This window comes from Pseudomonas sp. GW821-FHT10C09 (assembly GCF_059415465.1).
Genome location: NZ_JBWKNG010000039.1, coordinates 1 through 14,427 on the forward strand (window position 1 = coordinate 1; position 14,427 = coordinate 14,427).

Annotated in this window: 17 protein-coding genes; 9 read left to right on the forward strand and 8 right to left on the reverse strand. The window is 55.6% G+C overall.

The window, feature by feature from the left end:
- Positions 1–176 precede the first annotated feature (176 nt).
- Positions 177–806: a DUF3885 domain-containing protein gene (locus AC07N8_RS28175; RefSeq protein WP_483843318.1), complete on the reverse strand. Its 630-nt coding sequence runs from the start codon at positions 804–806 to the stop codon at positions 177–179.
- Positions 807–1,345: 539 nt separating this feature from the next.
- Positions 1,346–1,564 carry a hypothetical protein gene (locus AC07N8_RS28180; RefSeq protein ID WP_493145494.1) on the reverse strand — a complete coding sequence of 73 codons (219 nt, stop codon included), beginning with the start codon at positions 1,562–1,564 and terminating at the stop codon, positions 1,346–1,348.
- A gap of 226 nt (positions 1,565–1,790) precedes the next feature.
- Here AC07N8_RS28180 and AC07N8_RS28185 point away from each other — a divergent pair, with 226 nt between their 5' ends.
- Entirely contained in the window at positions 1,791–2,030 is a 240-nt protein-coding gene (locus AC07N8_RS28185; protein WP_493145492.1) for a hypothetical protein, read from the forward strand.
- 143 nt (positions 2,031–2,173) lie between these two features.
- Here the strand turns inward: AC07N8_RS28185 and AC07N8_RS28190 are convergent, their stop codons facing one another.
- Complete coding sequence (locus AC07N8_RS28190) at positions 2,174–2,557, reverse strand: immunity protein Imm33 domain-containing protein (RefSeq protein WP_493145490.1); 384 nt, start codon at positions 2,555–2,557, stop codon at positions 2,174–2,176.
- Positions 2,558–2,882: 325 nt separating this feature from the next.
- Here AC07N8_RS28190 and AC07N8_RS28195 point away from each other — a divergent pair, with 325 nt between their 5' ends.
- A complete protein-coding gene (locus tag AC07N8_RS28195) occupies positions 2,883–3,194 on the forward strand; it encodes an addiction module antidote protein (RefSeq protein WP_483843703.1) in 312 nt (103 codons plus the stop codon).
- Between the two features lie 122 nt (positions 3,195–3,316).
- Here AC07N8_RS28195 and AC07N8_RS28200 read toward each other — a convergent pair whose 3' ends face one another.
- Both AC07N8_RS28200 and AC07N8_RS28205 read right to left on the reverse strand, forming a co-directional pair.
- Complete coding sequence (locus tag AC07N8_RS28200) at positions 3,317–4,030, reverse strand: class I SAM-dependent methyltransferase (RefSeq protein WP_483843702.1); 714 nt, start codon at positions 4,028–4,030, stop codon at positions 3,317–3,319.
- A gap of 196 nt (positions 4,031–4,226) precedes the next feature.
- Positions 4,227–5,687, reverse strand: coding sequence for an MFS transporter (locus AC07N8_RS28205; protein WP_493145487.1), 1,461 nt, complete (start codon positions 5,685–5,687; stop codon positions 4,227–4,229).
- Between the two features lie 445 nt (positions 5,688–6,132).
- Between AC07N8_RS28205 and AC07N8_RS28210 the strand changes: the two genes are divergently transcribed.
- The 6 genes from AC07N8_RS28210 to AC07N8_RS28235 all read left to right on the forward strand — a co-directional run bounded on the left by AC07N8_RS28210 (position 6,133) and on the right by AC07N8_RS28235 (position 10,737).
- A complete protein-coding gene (locus AC07N8_RS28210; protein ID WP_483843700.1) occupies positions 6,133–6,495 on the forward strand; it encodes a DUF6124 family protein in 363 nt (120 codons plus the stop codon).
- Positions 6,496–6,675: 180 nt separating this feature from the next.
- Entirely contained in the window at positions 6,676–7,527 is an 852-nt protein-coding gene (locus tag AC07N8_RS28215; protein WP_493145484.1) for a putative selenate ABC transporter substrate-binding protein, read from the forward strand.
- The gene (locus AC07N8_RS28220; protein ID WP_493145482.1) at positions 7,524–8,321 is read left to right on the forward strand and encodes a phosphonate ABC transporter ATP-binding protein; all 798 of its coding nucleotides are present in this window, start codon (positions 7,524–7,526) and stop codon (positions 8,319–8,321) included. The genes AC07N8_RS28215 and AC07N8_RS28220 overlap by 4 nt, the downstream gene beginning before the upstream one ends.
- Entirely contained in the window at positions 8,315–9,142 is an 828-nt protein-coding gene (locus AC07N8_RS28225; protein ID WP_483843697.1) for a PhnE/PtxC family ABC transporter permease, read from the forward strand. Before AC07N8_RS28220 ends, AC07N8_RS28225 begins: the two co-directional genes overlap by 7 nt.
- Positions 9,139–9,906: a phosphonate ABC transporter, permease protein PhnE gene (gene phnE / locus AC07N8_RS28230; protein ID WP_493145477.1), complete on the forward strand. Its 768-nt coding sequence runs from the start codon at positions 9,139–9,141 to the stop codon at positions 9,904–9,906. Before AC07N8_RS28225 ends, phnE begins: the two co-directional genes overlap by 4 nt.
- A gap of 468 nt (positions 9,907–10,374) precedes the next feature.
- A complete protein-coding gene (locus AC07N8_RS28235; RefSeq protein ID WP_493145473.1) occupies positions 10,375–10,737 on the forward strand; it encodes a DUF6124 family protein in 363 nt (120 codons plus the stop codon).
- Positions 10,738–10,968: 231 nt separating this feature from the next.
- Here the strand turns inward: AC07N8_RS28235 and AC07N8_RS28240 are convergent, their stop codons facing one another.
- The 3 genes from AC07N8_RS28240 to AC07N8_RS28250 all read right to left on the reverse strand — a co-directional run bounded on the left by AC07N8_RS28240 (position 10,969) and on the right by AC07N8_RS28250 (position 13,486).
- Positions 10,969–12,285 carry a hypothetical protein gene (locus AC07N8_RS28240; RefSeq protein ID WP_495065931.1) on the reverse strand — a complete coding sequence of 439 codons (1,317 nt, stop codon included), beginning with the start codon at positions 12,283–12,285 and terminating at the stop codon, positions 10,969–10,971.
- Positions 12,286–12,812: 527 nt separating this feature from the next.
- Entirely contained in the window at positions 12,813–12,965 is a 153-nt protein-coding gene (locus tag AC07N8_RS28245; protein ID WP_493145468.1) for a hypothetical protein, read from the reverse strand.
- A 338-nt stretch (positions 12,966–13,303) separates the two neighbouring features.
- The gene (locus AC07N8_RS28250) at positions 13,304–13,486 is read right to left on the reverse strand and encodes a hypothetical protein (RefSeq protein WP_483843687.1); all 183 of its coding nucleotides are present in this window, start codon (positions 13,484–13,486) and stop codon (positions 13,304–13,306) included.
- Between the two features lie 266 nt (positions 13,487–13,752).
- On the opposite strand from AC07N8_RS28250, the gene AC07N8_RS28255 reads away from it, so the two are divergent.
- Positions 13,753–14,394 (forward strand): TetR/AcrR family transcriptional regulator, encoded by a 642-nt coding sequence (locus AC07N8_RS28255; protein ID WP_493145466.1) that lies wholly within the window; start codon positions 13,753–13,755, stop codon positions 14,392–14,394.
- Positions 14,395–14,427: the final 33 nt, after the last annotated feature.

The window sequence follows — 14,427 nt, forward strand, 5'->3', positions numbered from 1 at the left end:
GTGAGTAGGTTCTCTGGTGGTGGCCGTGCCTGAGTTCAGGTGATCTGAAAATCCGACTTTTTCAACAGAATCGGCCGTCTTCCGCCCGTCGCGAGACGGAAGAAAACGACCCAAAGGAGACGGTGGTGGCCATGTGGGCTGTGGACACGGTCTCAGCTCTAATGTAAGCGATGAGGCTAGCGCGCAGGCCCTGCAAATGTGGTGTCCATCGTGTGTCGGTCGTAATCCAGCAGGTATGTATGATGCAGACGATACAGCTGTGAAAGCAGATCTTTGTTGGGGCCGACCACATCCATACCTCTGTCGTCGTAGGGAAAAACCATGACGTGCTTCTTCAAATTGAAGAGATATAAAACACAGTTGGGTTTAGGCTGAATTTCGGCAAAGTCTCTAGCCAAAGCACACCAAAGAAATGCTTGAAGCAGAGTCGCAGGCGCTTCAAATGCGATGTTGATCCAATACTCTGGCTCACTTTCGCAAAACCATTCCTCCGGATCTATCTCCTCACTCCAGACTGAGCATTCCGCGGGTATGTCAATGCCGGCAGATCGAAGAGCGTGAATCAGAGGCCGATGAGCAAATCGGTTGCTGCCAGAATGAATGCGCAGACAAGCAACAAGCGTCGCGTCATCAAGAAAGATATCACTGCAGATCTTTGTTGATTTTCGTATTGCTGTTAGAAATTGCTCAATCACTCCACCAGTCTCGGAGAGCTCAAAACGCAGACCTCCTGGATAAGAATAGAAAAGTGGCCTGGCAAATGCTTTACCCCCAAAGATCCTCTCAATTTCAAGTTGTAGATTCACTTGATCCCTTCATGGCAGGTTTCAGTCAGCCCTATCAGATTGCTCAAGCCCTTGCACCAGTGTCGTAAAAATGTTGGACGCAATATGCTCGCCCTTTGAGTGCGTTTAGCTTGCAGCCCTTAGCTATACAAAAAGACGCATCTAATCCGCCGTGATTCTCAACCATACGCTCTATTATCAAGGATTTTATATCGACCGACTCCCAGCCCTTTGGCGAACTCAACTTCAACGCATATAGGGTTTGGTATTTGTCCCATTCATCCGTTCGCCAAAACCGACCACAATCAAGGCACTGCAATAGTTTTATCCATTGGCCTATCTCAAGGCAGCGTAAACCAGCGACAAACTCCGCATAGTTATGACCAATCTCTACGAGGTCGCCCCGACTGCCACAACTGCATTGCATTGCTTCACTCCTAATACTGAGCTTTTTACTAGACTCGATCGTCCGTGCCTGGCCGATCTCTGCCTGTTGCGAGGGGTAGTAAACGACCCAAGGCGCCCTTGTTACATCATTGGCGGAAGAAGAATGGTACTTGTTATCTGATCTGAAATATTTCAGAAATTGCATTCATGGCCTTCTTGCCGTCAAATTCATAAAGGCCATGTAGTAACTTCTGATCGCTGAGACGGTGCAGACGGAAATGGTTGTAGAAAGCCTGACCCAACCGCTGGTTCTCGAATGCTCCTCTGTCCCAAAGCGCTAAGAACTCATCGTAGGTCGCTCTCTCAATTTCCGGTCTTATTCTACTTTCCAATGCAAACCTCAATTGATTGTGAGCGCTGGCAGGATCCTACAAAACCAAAACTGCTGGTGCAAGGCACCTCAATCTGGGCGACCGCTCTTGGCCGTTTTCTGCCCTTGGCGAGAGGCAGAAATCGGCCAAAAGTGGCCTTTGAGTCCAACGCGCAATTACAGCCCAAGAGTGGCCACTCGATCTACTTTTCGGGCACCATAAAGCTGGGCAAAAACGAGCTATGAGTATGAAACATGAACTTTGGCTGGAACCCGATGGTTGCCAGACTTTCTGCCTGGTAGGTATTCACGGTGATGACGCGCGCAATCTTCTTTCAGAAAACTCCCAACTGGTCTGGACGGTCGAAGCTGACAGTTACTTCGAGGCGATGACCAAATACTACTCCTTCATGGCATGGGGTGATTACCAGACAGATTTCCCCGAACAGGACCAAATGTCCTACGCAGAGCTGGGATGGGATGAGTAACGGGTGGCAAGCGAGAGGATAAGCAGCCCCGCCTTTTTGAGCTCTAGACCCACGTCCGTATTGGGTCGATTACAGCCCCCTGGCCTCAGGCAGAAATCGGCCAGAAGTAGTCATTCAATGTGTCTATGAAAACTCAGGGCTATTCACCGGGCGAGACAAGTGCGTATCAACTCTGGGTCAAGCCAAACGTCTTCAAAATTATTGCCGTCGATGTAAAAACGATAGCCAGGCGGCAAATCGAGATATCCGACAACTTCCGGTAGATAGTCCGTGATGTGCTCTACATGCAGGGGTGAAAAGAAATCGTCAGCCTCAGACCACTCCATACCGCACCACAGGTACCAACCATTCGTACCATTTTCCGGATTAACCCTTAACCCATTTATGGGCTGAAGCCCCAGGGTCCCCAACGCTATTCCGATTTTTGACCCCGATTGTGGTCGATCTGGGGTAACTCCCTGCCATTCACAAATGCTTTGCTCCTTCCTTACTCGCATGGCGATTTTCTCCACAGATTTGGGTGCCATACAGTTCGCACTCTCATGGCCGGGGTGTTGGGTATGGGCCGATTACTACATGTAACGACTGGCCCGACTGAGTCGATGTCGGTCAATCATAACAGGCAGAAATCAGCCATTTGCAGTCTTTAGCGAACGGCTGCAATCGGTCGACTTCTGCCCTTCAGTCATGAAGACCGGGGAACATCAGTGCACTTAACTTTCAGAATGCTGGATAGAAAAGCGAGCACATCGCGCTAACCCTTCCGGCATGGGCTAGATTGTCATATGTGCATCTCCACCGACTCTGGCGTGGCCATTGTTTTAGGAGACGTGTTGGTCACGGGAGGCTGCTATGCATTACCCAAGATTGGTTGAGTCGGACAGTCGAATCAGTGATAAGGATTTTGCCGCCCTTCTGGAGAGCGGTCTGATAGCTAATGATCCGAGCGTATTGGTTGCTGCACTGGGCACAATTGCACGAGACAGAGGAATGAGTCGGCTCGCTCGCGAGACCGGAATTAGTAGAGCCACGCTGTACCGGGCATTTTCTAAGGATGGTGACCCGAACCTTTCTATCGTTCTGAAAGTGGCCACGGCCTTGGGTATAAAAGTTAAGATCACTGTCGCAACCATTCCCAGAAATGGACGCGGTTCAGGGATGTAATCACCATGGCAAAAAGCATGCAGACCACGCACAAACCCGTCCATTGAACGTCGCCTATGGGTCGATTGCCGCCCCCCCATGTCGGGCAGTCATCAGCCAGAAGCTACCCCTCAGATCGCCGTTCAGACTGTTTTACACGTTAACCAGGCACCCCAGAACAAACTGCTGAAAAAACGGGTAGCGTCCCCAAAACCCGCATCATGCAAAAGCTTCTGAACAGCCGCCTCGGAATGTGGAGGGTCAGCGCCTTGAAGAATTTTCCCAAGTTTGACTTTCACTTCATCCGGGCTGGCTCCGTGCTGACGCCAACGTTGCCCCCAGGCAGCGAGGAGTAACGGCTGGCTGGCATAGGCATATTGATTGCCGGCGACAATCAGCGGAGCCCCCGGTTTCAGACGAGCCCGAATGGATCGTAGAATGTCTCCCTTGGCATCATCCCCATCCAGATGATGGAGTACACCGATCAAAGTGGCTGCGTCGTAGGACTCATCTGCGGCCAGGTTTTCAACGTGCCCAAGATGCACGTCCGTTCTTTCAAGCAAATTGTTTAAAGCTAACTGCTGTTTCGCGGTTTCCAGCATCGGCTCAGAGGGATCAACGGCGGTGAAGCGCCAACCCGGCTCGAGCCTGGCCATCGCGATGATCTCCTGCGCTGTACCGCCAGCGCCGACTACCAGTATTTTTGCAGAGCCCATATTTCCAAGGCTTGCCGCGAGCATGCACGCCACCAAGTCCTGACAGGCGTCATAACCTGCCAGTGCGATACGACTCTGTCGTCCGTACTCATTGGCCCGAGTGTTATCAAATTTTTCAGCTGAGTTAAGTGGTGATTTCAAGGCGGTTCTCCATGTCCTTGAATCAACTTAGGTCATAAAAACCGATAATAAAAATTCATTAATTTTATGGACTGCATTCCTACCAGGAATGCCAAAGCACTCAGGTTTCGTCCAAACGACAGTCAGCGACTGGGTCGATTTCAGCCCCTCTAAACGGGTAGCAATCGGCCCAAAGATCCTTCACCCCTTACGAGGCTCAATCCCCAGCCTGCGACAAAGGCCTGGCCACTTGCTCCAGCGCCTGACGCTCCGAAGCCACTCCCCAAACCGCTTGCACCCCCGCCGCCACGCACATCAGCGCGGCGCCTATCAGATAACCGATCAACAAACTGCTGCGCTGTTGCGTCTCGATCAGTTGCCCAAACAACGTCGGGCCGATGATGCCGCCCAAGCCAGTGCCAAACGCGTAAAACACGGCGATGGCCAAGGCGCGGATTTCCAGTGGGAAGGTTTCTGCCACGGTCAGGTAGGCCGAGCTGGCCGCTGCCGAGGCGAAAAAGAAGATCACCATCCACGCCGCCGCTTGCTGGGTCACGTCCAGCCAACCCTGCTGGAACGCATAGCCACTGAGCGCCAGCAGGATCCCGGACGTCGCGTAGGTGAAGCTGATCATCACCCGTCGGCCGATCACGTCAAACAAACGCCCCAACAGCAACGGACCGCAGAAATTGCCCAGCGCCAAGGGCAACACATACCAACCGACCCGCTCGGCGGGCACTTGGTAAAAATCGGTGAGCACCAGCGCGTAGGTGAAGAAGATCGCGTTGTAAAAGAAGGCCTGCGCGGCCATCAGAGTCATGCCTACCAGCGCCCTGCGCCTGAAGCTGATGAACAGCGTGTGGAAGATCTCCGCGAGCGGCGTATGGTCCCGCGCATGCAGTCGCAGCGGTTGGCTGGTCACGGGCGGCAGTTCATGACCTTGTTCGCGCAGACGCGCTTCGATGCCTTCGACGATGCGTTGCGCCTCATCGTGCCGACCATGGATCAGCAACCAGCGCGGACTTTCCGGCAGCCACAGGCGCATCACCAGAATCACCAACCCCAGCGCCGCACCGATGCCGAAACACAGGCGCCAGCCCAGATCACCGCCGACCACGTTCGGGTCCAACAGGACGATGGCCCCGCCAGCGCCGAGCGCTGCGCCTAGCCAGAATGTGCCGTTGATGGTCAGATCAACCCAGCCGAGAAAGCGTGCCGGCGTGAATTCCTGGATGGTCGAATTGATCGCCGTGTATTCGCCGCCGATGCCCATGCCCGTGAGGAAGCGGAACAGCAGGAAGCTTTCCAGGTTGAAGGAAAACGCCGTTGCCGCCGTGGCACCGACATACAGCCATAACGTGATGAAAAACAACTTGCGCCGCCCCAGGCGATCGGTCAGCCAACCGAACAACAAGGCACCGAGCACGGCGCCGGCGATGTAGATGCCGCCGGCCAAGCCAATATCGACGTTGCTCATGCGCAGGTCGGGGCTGTTTTTCAGCGCGCCGGACACTGAGCCGGCCAGGGTCACTTCGAGGCCGTCGAGCAACCAGGTGATGCCGAGCGCGACCACCAGCAGCGAGTGAAAACGGCCCCACGGCAAGCGGTCCAGGCGGGCTGGAAGATCGGTTTCGAAGATCGCGCCGGGGTGGCGGCTATAGAGCTGTTGGTGGGTCATCGCCACTTCATTGTTATGGGCGGGGCTTTGAGAGTTAGGAGTGAGGGCCGGGAGCGGGAGTTCAATTCCCCTGCCCGCTTAAACAGGTTTCCGGGCGCGCGTTTAAAGACACTCGGTGTAACGCCCTAACGGCTACAACGCCTTGCGTGTTTGCCTACGGGTAAGACAGAATCCGCCGGCTTGTGCGTCTGGGACACGGGTTCTATCTTGGCTGGGTCACTGAAAAACAGTGATCGGGTTTGGTAGCCCGGTTTTTTTGCCTAGATGCATGGCGGCACCTTGCACAGTCTTTTTTAGACTTTGCTTTCATGGTGGCCATGCGTGGGGCCCATTCGTGGGCGCCGGGTTCTAGTGCGACCGGTCTACCAACCCGCGTATGGCCACCACCCTCGTTTGGTAGCAAGGGTGATGGCTCCTTTAAGTATTCGCGCTAGAGGTTCCATCCATGATCAAACCAACACCCAACCCACCAGAAACCGATCCGGCATCGCCTTACGAATCTCACGATTCCAAAAAATTCCACGAAGCGGCGGAACGCGCCCTCGACCATTACCTCAACCCGGCTGCCCAGATCATGGCCAGCAACCACGAACCCGAACCCATGTTCCTCGCCAACCCCAAGTGCGACACCGAATCCCTGCTGGTCAATGCCAGCGAATCACTGGGTTCGGCGACCACCATGCTCAGCAATCTTGCGGCGCTGCTGGACAACTCAAACCGTAAGACCCTGCTGGGGATTACGCAGGTGGTCATGCTGGGGGAATTGGCGGTGAATCAGGTGCTGGATAAGGTTGAAGTGAAGGAGTAAGCCAATCTGTTGCGTCGGGCGGTAGAATCCACAGTCAAATGCCGCCCTTCGCGACAGAGAGCAACTGGGCCAAGAGCAGTCAATTTCGCACCTTTTCGTCTACCCTCACAGGGCGCCAGGCAGCAATCAGCGTGTGCCAGGCGCCTCGACATTCTTTCGTTAATGCACCGGAGAAACTCCATGCTCAAGCGTACCCTGGCATTGGCCGTCGGCTTGTCCCTGTCATTTTGTACCCTGTTGGCGCAGGCCGCCGACACCCTGAGAGTCAGTGCCATTCCCGATGAAGCCCCGACCGAACTGCTGCGCAAGTTCAAGCCGCTTGGCGAATATCTGGAACAAAAGTTGGGCATGAAAGTCGAGTTCGTGCCCGTGAGCGACTATCCGGCCGTGGTCGAGGCGCTGGCCACCGACCGCATTGACATGGCTTGGCTGGGCGGCTTCACGTTCGTGCAGGCACGCCTGAAAACCGGCAACGCCATTCCGCTGGTACAGCGCGAACAGGACGCTCAATTCACCAGCAAATTCATCACCGCCGACCCGGCCGTCAAGTCCCTCGCCGATCTCAAGGGCAAGACCTTTGCATTCGGTTCGGTGTCCTCGACGTCGGGCAGTCTCATGCCGCGTTATTTCATGCTGAAGGATGGCATCAAGCCTGAAACCTACTTCAGTCGCGTCGGCTACTCCGGCGCCCATGATGCCACGGTCGCCTGGGTTCAGGCTGGCAAGGTGGACGCCGGGGTACTGAACGCCAGCGTATGGGAAAAACTGGTCGCCGCCGGCAAGGTCGACACCAACAAGGTCAAAGTGTTTGCGACCACCCCGGCCTACTTCGACTACAACTGGACGGTGCGCGGGACCCTCGACCCGGCGCTGGCAGTCAAGATAAAAGCAGCCTTCCTTGCGCTCGATCCGGCGAACCCCAAGGACAAGGAGATCCTTGACCTGCAAGCCGCCAGCCGCTTCATCGAAACCTCGCCTGAGAACTACAAAGGCATCGAGGAAGCCGCACGCGCCGCCGACCTGCTCAAATGACATTGCAACTGACTCAAGTCAGCCTTACCCACGCCAACGGCGTCCAGGCGCTGCGTGACGTGGACCTGCACATCGGTGCCAGCGAACAGGTCGCCATCATCGGCCCGTCCGGCGCGGGCAAGTCGAGCCTGCTCAACGTGCTGGCCACCGCCCTGCGACCGGGCAACGGCGAGTTGCAAGTACTCGGCGAGCGAGCCTGGCAACTGTCTGCCCGTCAGCGTCAGCGTCTGCGCGCGCGCATCGGCCTGATTCATCAGTCGCCCCCGCTGCCACCGCGCCAGCGCGTGGTCACCGCGGTGCTGGCCGGAAAACTCGGTCAGTGGGGGCTGGGCAAGAGCCTGCTCAACCTGCTGCATCCACTGGATATTCCAGGAGCTCGCGCGGCATTGGCCAGGCTGGACCTGGGTGACAAATTGTTCGCGCAATGCCAGCAACTGTCCGGTGGACAGCTACAGCGCGTGGGCATTGCCCGCGTGTTGTACCAGGCGCCCGAGGTGTTGCTGGCCGATGAGCCGGTATCGGCCATGGACCCCGTGTTGGCCGAGCACACGCTGTCGGTGCTCTGTCGCCATGCCCGGCAGCACAACGTCACCCTGGTCGCCAGCCTGCACGCGGTGGACCTGGCCCTGGCGCACTTCTCGCGGATCATCGGCGTGCGTGATGGACAGATTCTGTTCGACCTCGCGGCCAGCGAAGTCGACCGTGAGTTGCTCGACAAGCTCTACGCCAACGAACAACTGCAATCCCCACCGATTGCTCCGCCACCCTTGAGTGTGCAGATTCCCCGATGCTGACCCGTGATACCCGAGACCCGGCCACCCTGCCCCGCCTGCTGCTCAGCTTGCTGGCCCTTGCCTTGCTCTGGCCGGGCATCCGCTTGAGCGAACTGGACCTGAGCGTACTGGTGGCGAGTGACAGTCAGAGCGAAATGGGCCGGTTTGTCGCGGCCTTCTGGCCACCGGCGCATGGCGCGGAATTCATCGAGCTGTTGCTGCAAGCCACCCTGCAAACCCTGGCCATCGCCACGGCCGGCATGGCTTTGGCGTTGCTGTTCGCAGTCCCCGCCAGCCTGCTGGCCAGTCGTGCCCTGTCGCTGTCGGCGGCCTCCCGTGCCGGCCACCCGAGTTATTGGGGTCAACTGCTGCGCTGGCCTGTACGCGGTGTGTTGATCTTCCTGCGCAGCGTGCCGGAAATCGTCTGGGCCCTGCTGTTCGTACGCGCCGTCGGCCTCGGCCCGACGGCCGGGGTACTGGCCATCGCCATTACCTACAGCGGCATGTTGGGCAAGGTCTACGCGGAAATCTTCGAGTCGGTCGACCAACGCCCGGCCCATGCGCTACTGCAATCCGGCAGCGGTCGGCTCGCCGCCTTCTGCTACGGGATCCTGCCCAATGTCGCGGCGGAGCTGCTGTCCTACACGGTGTACCGCTGGGAATGCGCCATCCGCGCCTCGGTGGTGATGGGCTTCGTCGGTGCCGGCGGTCTGGGCCAGCAAATGGACCTGTCGTTGCGCATGTTCGCCGGCGGTGAAGTGGCCAGTCTGTTACTGACATTCCTGGTACTGGTGCTGTTCGCCGATCAACTCAGCCGCCTGCTGCGCTGGAGACTGGCATGAATCGCCTGATCAACCTGGCCTTGTTGCTCTGCATCGGCGCAGCGGTGGTCGCCTCGTTCAGCTACCTGGGCATCAACCTCGGCGAACTCGGCGACACTGGCAACCTGCATCACATGGGCGCTTATGCGAAGCGTTTTCTCAGCCCGGACCTGAGCGCCGGCCATCTGCAAGCCATCGGCCACGGCGCCCTCGAAACCATCGCCATGTCCGCCCTCGGCACCCTGCTCGCAGCGGTATTCGGCCTGCTATTGGCATTGCCCGCGGCCGGACGCTTCGGCTGGCCACTGCAAAGCGCGTCGCGCCTGGTACTCAACGCCTTGCGCGCCGTTCCAGAACTGGTGTGGGCCGCGCTGATGGTCCTTGCTGCCGGCCTCGGCCCCAACGCCGGCACTCTGGCATTAGCCCTGCACACCACCGGCGTGCTCGGCCGACTGTTCGCCGAAGCATTGGAAAACACCCCACCGGAACCCGCCGACGCCATCCGCCTGCAGGGCGGCAATGCCGTATGGGCCTTCTGTTACGGCACACTGCCCAACCTGTTGCCACAGTTGCTGGCGTACATCCTGTACCGCTGGGAAAACAATATTCGCATGGCCAGTGTGCTCGGCTTTGTGGGCGCCGGGGGGTTGGGGCAGATGCTGTATGTCAGCCTTAGCCTGTTTCAGGAAGCTCAGGCCAGTACGGTTATTTTGGCGATGCTGTTGCTGGTGTTGGGTGTCGATACGTTGAGTAGTTGGAGCCGTCAGCGTTGGGTTAAGGCTTGAGTGGTTTTGCAGAAAAATCGTTATGACTTGATGAGGATGTGGGTTGAACCCGCTGTACGTGGCTCTGGCTACGTGGGTTTTTGCCCGACTTTTGATGGTCTTAAACAGGCTTCAGGCCACGCGTTTAAAGACACTCGGTGAAACGTCCTAACGGCTACAACGCCTTGCGCCATCGCCTACGGGTAAGACAGAATCCGCCGGCTTGTGCGACTACGGAGCGGGCTATATCGTTTTCCGGTCACTGAAAAACAGTGATCGGGTTTGGTAGCCCGTCTGCAAATAGTCGTATGGCGACACCGTATGCAGTCTCTTTTTTGAGGCTCGGCGTTATATGGTGGTCATGCGTGGGGCTCCTTCGTGAGCGCCGGGTTTTCCTACTTGCAGCCGGTCTACCAACCCGCGTATGGCCACCACCCTCGTTTGGTAGCAAGGGTGATGGCTCCTTCAATCTGCCGTAGGAGTTTCACTATGAAAAAACCAACACCCAACCCACCGGACACCGATCCGGCATCGCCCTACGAATCGCTCGATTCCAAAAAATTCCACGAAGCGGCCGAACGCGCCCTCGACCATTACCTCAACCCGGCTGCCCAGATCATGGCCAGTAACAACGAACCCGAACCGATGTTCCTCGCCAACCCGAAGTACGACACCGAATCCCTGCTGGTCAACGCCAGCGAGTCACTGGGGTCGGCGACCACGATGCTTAGTAATTTGGCGGCGTTGTTGGAGAACTCACCCCGCAAGACGCTGCTGGGGATTACGCAGGTGGTGATGCTGGGGAAATTGGCGGTGAATCAGGCGTTGGATAAGGTTGAGTTGAAGGAGTAAGGGTGAGCCTCTGTGGCGGGGGATTGGGTTCTCGCCACAGAGGGAGGTGTAGTGGATTTTCATGGACATTAATGAAATATCGAACTTAGCGGCCGGATCTGTACTGGCTGCGAACGCCGATTGCTGCCTCTAGAGAAGTGCAGCAATCGAGTCGTTGGCGATGAGGGTGAAATTATCCTGCGTTATTCCAATACGTTAGACGCAACTTCCCCCATCACATATTGTGATGGCTTAGTACAGGGTTACATTGTTTATTTCACAGCGAGCTGAACTTGTTTTTACACTTACCACTTCTTGATACGAAGTGAAAGAAAAATTGAAATTCATTGAGTTGCTATCGCTACCGTTAGCGTAGAGATTGTGTGATTCGTCTGAAGATGCGGAATCTGTCCGTGTCGAAAATGTTTGTCGCCCCTTGTATTCGATGTCTAAGGTGCACTCTACCTCCACATCAAGGAATGCGCCTCCACTATAGTTCGTAGTAAGATCGTAATTCAACGCTGCATCGCAATCACGGTAATAGTCTTCAGAATAGCTCTGATTGCAATCTAGGCTTACCTGTGAAATTGAAACGCAAACTTTAGCATTGGTTTTATATTCCGTTTCACAATCTGCTTCGCTTGCTCTTTGGTTTTTTCGGCGTAGGACTTCAGCGGCTATGGCTCTATTAAGCTCTTTTTGTTTGCTTGCCTCCTCTTGAGTCATAGGGGTGCAAGATGAACCGTTTTTCTTGAATCCACTATTACACGTCCATCCGCTTCCATAAGCGTCGATGCTTGCGTTCTCCGGAACGACTACTTTCGTACAGATTTGTCCGGCCTTGGAATACCCTCTATTGCATGCCCATCCACTACCGTAAACGTCGATGCTCGCGTTTTCAGGAATGACGACTTTCGTGCACGTTTGTCCGACCTTGAAATACCCTCTATTGCATGCCCATCCACTACCGTAAACGTCGATGCTCGCGTTCTCAGGAATGATGACTTTCGTGCACGCTTGTCCGGCCTTGAAATATCCTCTATTGCATGCCCACCCACTACCGTAAACGTCGATGCTCGCGTTCTCAGGAATGACGACTTTCGCGCACGCTTGTCCAGCCTTAAAATATCCTCTATTGCATGCCCACCCACTACCGTACACGTCGATACTCGCGTTCTCAGGAATGACGACTTTCGCGCACGCTTGTCCAGCCTTAAAATATCCTCTATTGCATGCCCACCCACTACCGTACACGTCGATACTCGCGTTCTCAGGAATGACGACTTTCGCGCACGCCTGCCCGGCCTTGTAAAATCCCCGGTCACAATCCCAACCGTTCCCAAGAATATTAGGGTGTGAATTGAGTGGCAGGTCAGTTGCAGATGACGTGCTTGAGGCAATAAGTGCCAATAACAAAAAAAATAATTTCATGTGTTTAGCTCTATAGGCAACAACAATTAAACTGAATATCAAAGAGAGCCAGATCATAAATAAACCAGTCCCTTTTTTCTCTTTAATCGGTGGCAGTACAGTTGTTCCCCCGGTAGGACCAAGTCGTGATTTTCCCATCGGCGATTTCGAAGGTAGTAGTGCAGTTCAGGTTAACGTTCATCGCTGGTGAGCCGCCGTAGCTATTGGTATACGCAGTATTCCCAATCACCGAAGTCTGGTAGGTCGGAGCTTGTCCAGGAACGAAAACGTTTCGGTCGTTGGAGTAGACAAGAAATTTATGCCCACTAGTTTCATAGGACTGCTGAGGTGGCCCCCACTTGCGGACGAGATCCAATTCGTCTTCACCGACCCAAGTGTCGAGTATTTTTTCGTACTTCGCTGTCGTGGCGCATGCGGACAACATTAAACTAAGCATAACAATTGAAATTTGTCTCATAATTTCTCCTTTGGTAATGCTTCACTGTTTTCGCCACTCAACCAATACCACGCTGCAAGAAGTAGATAATTGGGGATGAATTTATTTTTCAAGAGAGCGCAAAACAAATCAGCTCCTTTGTATTCGTTTCGTCGCCTATATCTGACACCCCTTCCTTCTCCTCTGGGAACTCAGTGCTGACTAGTGACTTTGAGAACATCGGTGAAAGTCATGCGCCGGCATCAACTGCCAGAACGGTGGTCACCACTTGATCCGCTATCACGTCAGCCGCTATCGGGATTTCTGCATCAACTGCGGAGAGGCTAGCGGCTGTAAGCAACATGGAAACTGACAAGACTTTGTTCAGTGCACTCAGTTTCATTGGTTTTCCCTTTTTAGTTAATCAAGGCGTCGGTACTTCGGTGTAAAAAACGCCGTTGGCTCCATAGGCAGCGCCGTACCGAGAAATTGCCGCATAGGTCAGCCTGCAACAGGAAAACATTCTCGTACCGCAACTAGAAGGTAGGCTAATAAAGCTGAATCCACCGACATTTTTGGTGCCGCGACGCTGTCTGCGACGCTATGAGATCGACTTCCACGCGGCGGTACGACACTCGCGCGGCAACGGGAGGTGGTGAGTGCCTTCCTGGCAGGGTTGACTGGGATTCTCGCAACCGGGCAATCAAGGGACGAAAACAAATCCGTCCTCCGTTCAGACCCTCAATGTTCTTCAAGCACACCGAAGCGCAGGTTGTTGGCCACGTAATCCGGATGGAAGACATCCTGATCGAGCTCGAACAGCGCTTTGTTCTGCGGCAGGCGCTCGTTCTCGTTCAATACTTCGTCTGGGCTCACGCCTGTCAGCTCGGCGAGAAGTTCGCCGATCAGTTGTTCTACGCTCATTTTATTGTTCTCGTTGAGGCTGAAGGTCTATGCGGTCGAGCCGGCGAATTGCGGGGCTTGCAGCGCAATTCGCGAGAAGAATTTAATACGCGCAGACATCCTCAATTTTTCAATCGGCGACAGCGCGTTCTCATTTCATGACAATTTGTGCCCGTTTATCCGGCCGTTCCACGTCATTCACAAACAACCAAACGGCGACGCCATCGCTGGCCTTAACGCTATATAGTTTTGTATATTGCGCAGCTCAAATCGCCTAGACCCTCTCCATGAGCCGCATTCGCCAACACAATCAGCACCTCATCCTGGCCGCCGCCAGCGAAGAGTTCGCCGCCAAAGGCTTCGATGCCACCCAGACCCGGGACATCGCTGCGCGCGCGGGGGTGCCCAAGGCGAATCTGTATTACTACTTCCAGAGCAAAGAAAACCTCTACTCGCGCGTGCTGCTCGGGTTTGTCGAACCGCTGCTGCACGCCTCGGCCGCGCTGCGCGAGAGCGACAATCCGGTGGAGGGATTGCAGGCCTACATCGCCGCGCGAATCCGCATCGCCCGGGAGCATCCGCACATTGCCAAGGTGTTCAGCGGTGAGTTGCTGCTGGGAGCGCGGCAATTACCCGAGGAGTGCCGGGACCTGCTGCATGCCGAGGCGCAACGTAATGTGGAGTGCCTGCGCAGCTGGATTGATCGGGGTCTGTTGGCGTCGGTGGACCCGGAGCATTTGATGCTGTTCATCTGGTCGGCGACCCGGACCTACACCAATCTGGGCTGGCAGATGGCGCACATCACCGGGCAGCAAACGCCGCAGGATGAGGATTACGCGATGGCGGCGGCGACCATTACTCGGCTGGTGTTAGGCGGTGTAGTGCCGGAGGTTGGGCAGTCGCCGAGGGCGTTGATGTTTGCGACGTGAGCAGCCTGAAGCATTCAAGCCTCAGGGCTGACA

Excerpts from the sequence above, each read along its gene's own strand:
- AC07N8_RS28220 (WP_493145482.1), top strand. The coding sequence starts at position 7,524 with ATGACATTGCAACTGACTCAAGTCAGCCTTACCCACGCCAACGGCGTC.
- AC07N8_RS28215 (WP_493145484.1), top strand. The coding sequence starts at position 6,676 with ATGCTCAAGCGTACCCTGGCATTGGCCGTCGGCTTGTCCCTGTCATTT.
- AC07N8_RS28245 (WP_493145468.1), bottom strand. The coding sequence starts at position 12,965 with ATGAAACTGAGTGCACTGAACAAAGTCTTGTCAGTTTCCATGTTGCTT.
- AC07N8_RS28195 (WP_483843703.1), top strand. The coding sequence starts at position 2,883 with ATGCATTACCCAAGATTGGTTGAGTCGGACAGTCGAATCAGTGATAAG.
- AC07N8_RS28210 (WP_483843700.1), top strand. The coding sequence starts at position 6,133 with ATGATCAAACCAACACCCAACCCACCAGAAACCGATCCGGCATCGCCT.
- AC07N8_RS28185 (WP_493145492.1), top strand. The coding sequence starts at position 1,791 with ATGAAACATGAACTTTGGCTGGAACCCGATGGTTGCCAGACTTTCTGC.
- AC07N8_RS28190 (WP_493145490.1), bottom strand. The coding sequence starts at position 2,557 with ATGGCACCCAAATCTGTGGAGAAAATCGCCATGCGAGTAAGGAAGGAG.
- AC07N8_RS28240 (WP_495065931.1), bottom strand. The coding sequence starts at position 12,285 with ATGGGAAAATCACGACTTGGTCCTACCGGGGGAACAACTGTACTGCCA.
- AC07N8_RS28225 (WP_483843697.1), top strand. The coding sequence starts at position 8,315 with ATGCTGACCCGTGATACCCGAGACCCGGCCACCCTGCCCCGCCTGCTG.
- phnE (WP_493145477.1), top strand. The coding sequence starts at position 9,139 with ATGAATCGCCTGATCAACCTGGCCTTGTTGCTCTGCATCGGCGCAGCG.
- AC07N8_RS28235 (WP_493145473.1), top strand. The coding sequence starts at position 10,375 with ATGAAAAAACCAACACCCAACCCACCGGACACCGATCCGGCATCGCCC.
- AC07N8_RS28255 (WP_493145466.1), top strand. The coding sequence starts at position 13,753 with ATGAGCCGCATTCGCCAACACAATCAGCACCTCATCCTGGCCGCCGCC.
- AC07N8_RS28250 (WP_483843687.1), bottom strand. The coding sequence starts at position 13,486 with ATGAGCGTAGAACAACTGATCGGCGAACTTCTCGCCGAGCTGACAGGC.
- AC07N8_RS28205 (WP_493145487.1), bottom strand. The coding sequence starts at position 5,687 with ATGACCCACCAACAGCTCTATAGCCGCCACCCCGGCGCGATCTTCGAA.